Raw genomic sequence first — 6,136 nt, forward strand, 5'->3', positions numbered from 1 at the left:
CTCTTCCGACAACCCCAACGCCGTTCAATTCCCGCTCTTTCCAGTGAAAACCCCTAAAATCACAGAATACGCGGTTTGATAACGGGCCGGGTCAAACCTGCAATCGATTTTTTTTCATTTTATCCATCTCCGCTCACGCCTTACGGCAAACAGAAAAATTCAAAATACCGGTCTATTTTACATAAACACAATAATTATGTATAGTTACGGTCATACTTTCAGTTTTGATGAAATTTCATGCAGGGGAAATTTGTCAATTTAAACAAACGGTCTACTCTTCAAAACGGTAAAACGACCTAACATGCTGTTTTACTGGGACTTTTCGAAATTTTTTTATTGCATGAATAATTCATGCGCCTATAATTTAACCATATTGACGAATCAGCAAGGACATCTGCATCATTCAACAGAAAGGAAAACGGCCATGAAATGTCCCGTATGCAAGCATCACGAATTCAAGGAATTGGATCTGCATTCCGATGGTTTTTATGAAGACATCAAGGAGTGTCGGGTTTGCGGAACGATCTGGTCCGTCAACCACGGTGTGACCGAAGTCATCAAGGACGTGCACAAAAACTCTTTCCTCGAGGGTTCTTCCGAATGCGTCGAGGGGGATGACTATATCCTCGCGGTCTGATCACAAATAAAAAACCGGTCGCGCCAAACGGGCGGACCGGTCGATAAATCAAGGGCTCCGGAGCAATTCTCCGGAGCCCTTTTTGTCTTCGAATCAGAGAATCGCCGCCAGGTACTCGGCCGTCGTTTCACGACGCTGCCTGTCGATCTCTTTCGGGTCGACCTCAACGAATTTCTCGTCCGGGGTGACCTTGAAGATCGGCTGCCCCTTCTGCACGATGACGCCGTCACCGCCCTCGATGAGAATCTTGTCAATGGTTCCGGAAAACGGCGCCGGCACCTTGTTGAACATCTTCATGACCTCGAGGATGAAGAGCGGCTGCCCCTTTTCGAAATGCATCCCTTCGGTGGCGAAGGGGGGCATCCCCGGTGCTTCCTGGGCATAGTACATGCCGCCGCCCGGGGTGACGATCTCGTCGGCCTTGGTGGACGGAGGCGGCACCAGCACCTTTTTCATCGCCGCCTGCAGATCCGCATCGTTGAGGTAGTCGGGGATGGTGACTTCCAGGTTGTCCTCGACCTTGAAATCGAAGAAGTCCGTTTTGTTGGCGATCAAAAAGAGCAGGCCGAGCAGTTCGTTGCCGATCTCGAAACCCAGGTGGGATGCCTGCACCTGGGCCCAGGTTTCCTTATCGAAATCGCCCTGCGGCTTGTCCTTGCCGAGAAGCTCGTTGAGCTTGACGAATTCCTCTTTTTTGAGCCCCAGCTTGTCGCGCAGATCGGCGTAGAAACGGAGGGCGGTCTGCAGCAGGTCGTTGTCGTGAGTCCAGATAACCTCGGCGGCCGGCGCATCGGCGCGCCAGGTCATGTTGAGGTATTCGTAGGTCTCTTCCAGGATCACCAGCGGATTGCGCAGCCAGACCAGCTTGCCGTTCTTGATCTCCAGGTTTTTGCGGTTGACACTCAACCAGCCGGAGAGCAGGTGGGGATCCCTGAGCAGCATTTCCATCGGCCGGGTCAGCAGGGTGCCCTTGCGGTCGAGGGTTTCAGAAATCGCCTTGGCCACCTCGGGCTCGGCGCTGTAGAGCTTGGAAAAATGCTTCTTCATGGCCACAAAGGCATAGACCACGTCGAGCTTGCTGGCTTCTTCCTTGAGCTTGCCGACCAGGGTCAGGTAGGGAACGACGAACCGGGTGGTCGGTTTGGCCATGACGTTGAAACCGAGGAACCAGTTGACCAGCCCGTAGTGGAACTCAAGGTTGGTTGCCAGGTTGGTGCCGCGCAGGGTAGTCGAGCGCAGAACCTTGGCCAGGGCCTGGTAGCTGTCGAGCCGGTCTTCCCCCTGGGTGAGCAGCAGCGCGATGTTGGAGTCATAGGCGCCGGCCAGGGTGTAGCGCATGAACTGGCCGGTATCGGGGTTGGTAATGCAGATCCCCTGGTCATCGCGGATTTCCCCGTCGATCGGCTTCGACCAGTAGCGGATCACGCCGCCGGCGCTGGGCGAGAGAGAGCAGTCGGTGGCATTGAGGCGGGCCTCGGCACCGGCACCGAAGCGGGGAACCCGCTCAGGCCGGGGGAGACGCTCCTTGTGCAGCGCGAGCAGGGCCATCGCCTCGACCAGCGACTCGACCACGAAAAAGTCTTTTTTGTCCTTGGGATTGGTAAACTTCAGGCTGTAGACCAGCTCGGTGACCCGGTGCTCGACCTGGATACGGGTATTGACCTCCATGAAAAAGTGGCGGTCGCGGTCGACGATACACTCAAAGGTCGAGGCGGAGTCGAGGCCGACGGCCTTGCCGAAACGCTCGGACTCTTCCTCCATCCGCTTGAGAACCTGCAGGTCGGACTCCAGGGCAGCGACCTGCGCCTTCAAGCCGGCCTTTTTGGCCTTGGCGATTTCCAGGGCCAGGGCTTCCTGGGTTACCGAGATTTCGAGCAGCTTCTGCTCATGCATCTGCAGGGAACAATCGCGTCCCCCCAGAGCGATGCACCAGTCGCCGTTGCCGAGCAGCTGGATTTCGTTGTGGCGGGTCTGCTCGATGTTCAACTCGACCAGCACGTTCTTGTTGTCGCCGACCCCGTTGGCCTTGACTTCGAGCAGCACCTCGCGCACCAGTCCCGGTGCGACGGACGCGGCCTTGCTGATGTCGGCCTCGGACGGGTTCTTCTTGGTCAGCAGCGAGGCGCCGAGGATGCGCTGCCCCTTGCCGCCGCCGCCGCCGATCGCCTTGAGGCGGATCCGGGCGCCGGGGTATTTCCTGAACATGGCGGCGCATTCCTTCTCGACCTGGGTCCCCATCTCGTCGATGCTGAACAGATCGATCCCCTTGGCGTAGGAGGCCATCAGGATATGGTCGGCCAGGCTCTCGAGGGAGCGCTTTTTATCGTCCAGCACCTTCTTGTCGCACTTGAGCCCTTCGGCCTTGACCACGGCCAGCAGCGCTTCGCGACTCGGGTGCTTGCTGATCAGGGTGCGCGCGGTCAGGTTGTCGATTCCCGGGGTGACCGAAACGTCGACGTTGAGCGCGGTGCGCTTGGCTTCGTCCTTCTTGCCGGCGCCGCGCTGGGTCGCCGAGCAGGGGCCGATGAACCTGAGACCGGCATCCTCGATGGCGGCGACGAACTCGTCGTCTTCGGCCATGAAGCCGTAGCCGGCGAAAATAGAGTCGTAGCCGTTGTCCTTGGCGGTCTGAATAATCTGACCGATACGCTCGACGCGCTCCTCCTTGCTCGCCCCGGTATAGTCAGGCACCCGGTGCACGCGGGTCGGGTCGGTCAGAATGCGCAGTTCGGGAGAGAGGGCGTTCGGGTAGACGATGGAATCCTTCTCCGAAAGAAGGATGCCGTAATGGCCGATCCCCATCTCCTCATAAACCGTCATCGCCTCCATGCGGATCGGGCCGCGGCAGACGATCAGCGGCTTGAGCGACTCGCACGAAAAGGACCGGACCCACTCGGAGCCCGACTTGCCCAGACGGCGGTCGCGATGAATCAGCGGATTATTGGTGTAGTAATCAGTTGTCTGTGCCATGGGTGATATCTCCAGATCGAAACCTTGATTCGCTTTCATCAACAATCTTCCCCGTCGCCTTAATGGAATTCGCGCTGCGGACCGGCCATCGGACCGGCCTTGTAGTGCCGCATCAGGAAGGCGATGTTCTCACCGAGCACCTTACGCAGGTCGGTCGGCATGACGATGGAGGAGATAGAGCCGAGCGCCAGGCCCTCTTTCGGGTTCATCAGCTCTTTTTCATAGCGCAGGTTCAGTTCGGCCTCCTGGGCCTTGAGCCAGTCGGCGGCTTCTTTTTCCGCGTCCCTCTTGGCTTCACTGCCGTCCACGCCCGCGGCAATGCGCTCAGCCGTTCCCTTTTTGACCATTTCGGATACCGCGCTGCGAATCTTGCGCAGCTCGCCCTTGTAGACGAATTCCTTACCGGCCGGGCCCATAACGGCGAGGCGGGTGGTCGGCAGGGCCAGCACCAGGTCGGCACCGGTCGGGTAGTTGTTGTAGGAGGCGTAGGCTCCGCCGAAGGCGTTGCGCAGGATCATCAGGATGCGCGGGGTGCGCACATCGACGATGGAGTCGAGCATGGAGCGGCCGGCCTGAACGATGCCGCGGGCTTCCTGCTCACGGCCGGGGAGGAAGCCGGTGGTGTCTTCCATGAAAATGATCGGAATGTTGTAGATATTGCAGAAGCGCACGAAGCGGGCGATCTTCAGTGCCGAGTCGCAGTCGATCTGGCCCGAAGAGACCGCCGAGTTGTTGGCGACAAAGCCGACCACCTGGCCGCCGAGGCGACCGAAGGCGGTGACCGCCTCGCGGGCACGATCCGGCTGCAGTTCGAAGTAGTCGCCATGGTCACAGATCTGCTGGATGACGATCGAAACGTCGAAGGGCGTGTTGAAACCGGTCGGCGAATTGAAGGCCTTCTTCAGCAGGGTGTTGATCTCCCAGGTCTTGCGGTCGAGGGAGTCGCTGGTCGGCTGGAAGGGTGCGTTGATGCTGTTGTTGTCCGGCAGGTAGCTGAGCAGCCGGACCGCGGTGCGCAGGGCAGCGGTTTCATCGGCCACGGTCAGGTCGGCTACGCCGGAAGCGCCGTGAACCCTCGGTCCGCCGAGTTCCTCGGGAGTGATGTCCTCACCGAGAACCGACTTGACGACGCCGGGGCCGGTGAGTCCGAAGAAGGTGTCTTCCGGCTGAATGACGAAGCTGCCCTGGCGGGGCAGGTAGGAGCCGCCGCCGGCGTTGAAGCCGAACATGCACATGATGGTCGGCACGACGCCGCTGATCTTGCGCAGGGCGGTGAAAGCCTCGGCGTAACCGTCGAGGCCGCCGACCCCGGCGGGAACGAAGGCGCCGGCCGAGTCGTTCATGCCGATCAGCGGAATGCCCTTCTCGCCGGCCATGGTAAAGAGGCGGGCCAGCTTGCTGCCGTTGGTGGCGTCGATGGAGCCGGCGCGGACGGTGAAATCATGGCCGTACACCGCCACGTCGCGGCCGCCGATATTGAGGATACCGGTCACCAGCGAGGCGCCGTCGAGATTCTTGCCCCAGTTCTGGAACAGGATGTTCGGCTCGCTGTCAGTGAGAACCTTGAGGCGCTCCCACACCGTCATGCGCTTCTTGAAATGCTGTTTTTCAATCTGCCCGATGCTGACCGACTTGATCGGGCGCTCAATCAGCTCATGGCCGACCTTCATTGCCTCCTCGTAACCGCCAGTAGTCCGGGAAATTTCTCCAGGAATGGTAAATTCGACTTTCTCAGGCGGGTCAAATGGGTTCTTCAGTGAAGGTTTGATCACTTTTTGAGACATTTCGGCCATCCTTCTGATGATTGAAATTTACTTACCGGAACGCAGCATATGGCGCTGCGCTCCAACCCTAGTATCTGAATTCTGCGTCAACCGTTGCATCCATTTACGTAAAACATTGTTTCTTGCGAACGCCATTAAATGCAAAAAAACCGGTGAATTGTCAAGAAAATTTTTATTTAGGGTAAAAAGACAAAGGGGTCCGATCACCGGTAAACCCTTTTTCCCCAGTCGATTAAATTTTATTCTTACCATACCTGTCTGCGTTCGATCGGGATCCGCGAAACTTTTCACCAATGGACGTAAACTGCCGCTTTTGCGGTCATTTATGACTAAAGAAACGCAATATCCACGTGCCAGAAGGACCTCAAGCCAGTCTCCACCCAATGGCCAGATCGCTTAATCTCACCAACCAAAATTACCCTCGGTAAAGTTTTTTCCTGTTTTTTTGCTACCGCTGAAATTTTAGAATGCTTTTTGGTGTCAGTCAGACCATAAACTTGTCTGACCGCATTTCCTGAGCACCCCACCTGCCCGCTGGTCAGCAGCAATAAAAAAAAGCGACCCCAGCGGGTCGCTTTTTTGTTGTTTATATTTTTTCGCGGGGCGCTAGTCGCGCATGAAAACCGCCTTGAGAAAGCTGGCGTCGACGGCCCTGGCGACCTTTTCGAGGGTCGCTTCGTCGGCCGGGCTGTCGATGGAGAGGGTCACCATCGCCTCGCCGGCCTTGGCCTTGCGTCCGAGGCTC

At 57.8% G+C, this 6,136-nt stretch carries 3 protein-coding genes; 1 reads left to right on the forward strand and 2 read right to left on the reverse strand.

Annotated elements, in window-relative coordinates:
• Positions 1 to 424 precede the first annotated feature (424 nt).
• Positions 425 to 637: a hypothetical protein gene (locus ABYV89_RS13430; RefSeq protein ID WP_432823456.1), complete on the forward strand. Its 213-nt coding sequence runs from the start codon at positions 425 to 427 to the stop codon at positions 635 to 637.
• 93 nt (positions 638 to 730) lie between these two features.
• Here ABYV89_RS13430 and ABYV89_RS13435 read toward each other — a convergent pair whose 3' ends face one another.
• Positions 731 to 3,607 (reverse strand): biotin/lipoyl-containing protein, encoded by a 2,877-nt coding sequence (locus tag ABYV89_RS13435; RefSeq protein WP_432823457.1) that lies wholly within the window; start codon positions 3,605 to 3,607, stop codon positions 731 to 733.
• Between the two features lie 59 nt (positions 3,608 to 3,666).
• The gene (locus ABYV89_RS13440; RefSeq protein WP_432823458.1) at positions 3,667 to 5,391 is read right to left on the reverse strand and encodes an acyl-CoA carboxylase subunit beta; all 1,725 of its coding nucleotides are present in this window, start codon (positions 5,389 to 5,391) and stop codon (positions 3,667 to 3,669) included.
• Between the last annotated feature and the right edge of the window lie 745 nt (positions 5,392 to 6,136).

Origin of the sequence: Trichloromonas sp., from assembly GCF_041583255.1 — a bacterium.
Taxonomy (GTDB): Bacteria; Desulfobacterota; Desulfuromonadia; order Desulfuromonadales; family Trichloromonadaceae; genus Trichloromonas.

Coding starts and splice junctions, on each gene's coding strand:
- ABYV89_RS13430 (WP_432823456.1), top strand. CDS start 425: ATGAAATGTCCCGTATGCAAGCATCACGAATTCAAGGAATTGGATCTG.
- ABYV89_RS13435 (WP_432823457.1), bottom strand. CDS start 3,607: ATGGCACAGACAACTGATTACTACACCAATAATCCGCTGATTCATCGC.
- ABYV89_RS13440 (WP_432823458.1), bottom strand. CDS start 5,391: ATGTCTCAAAAAGTGATCAAACCTTCACTGAAGAACCCATTTGACCCG.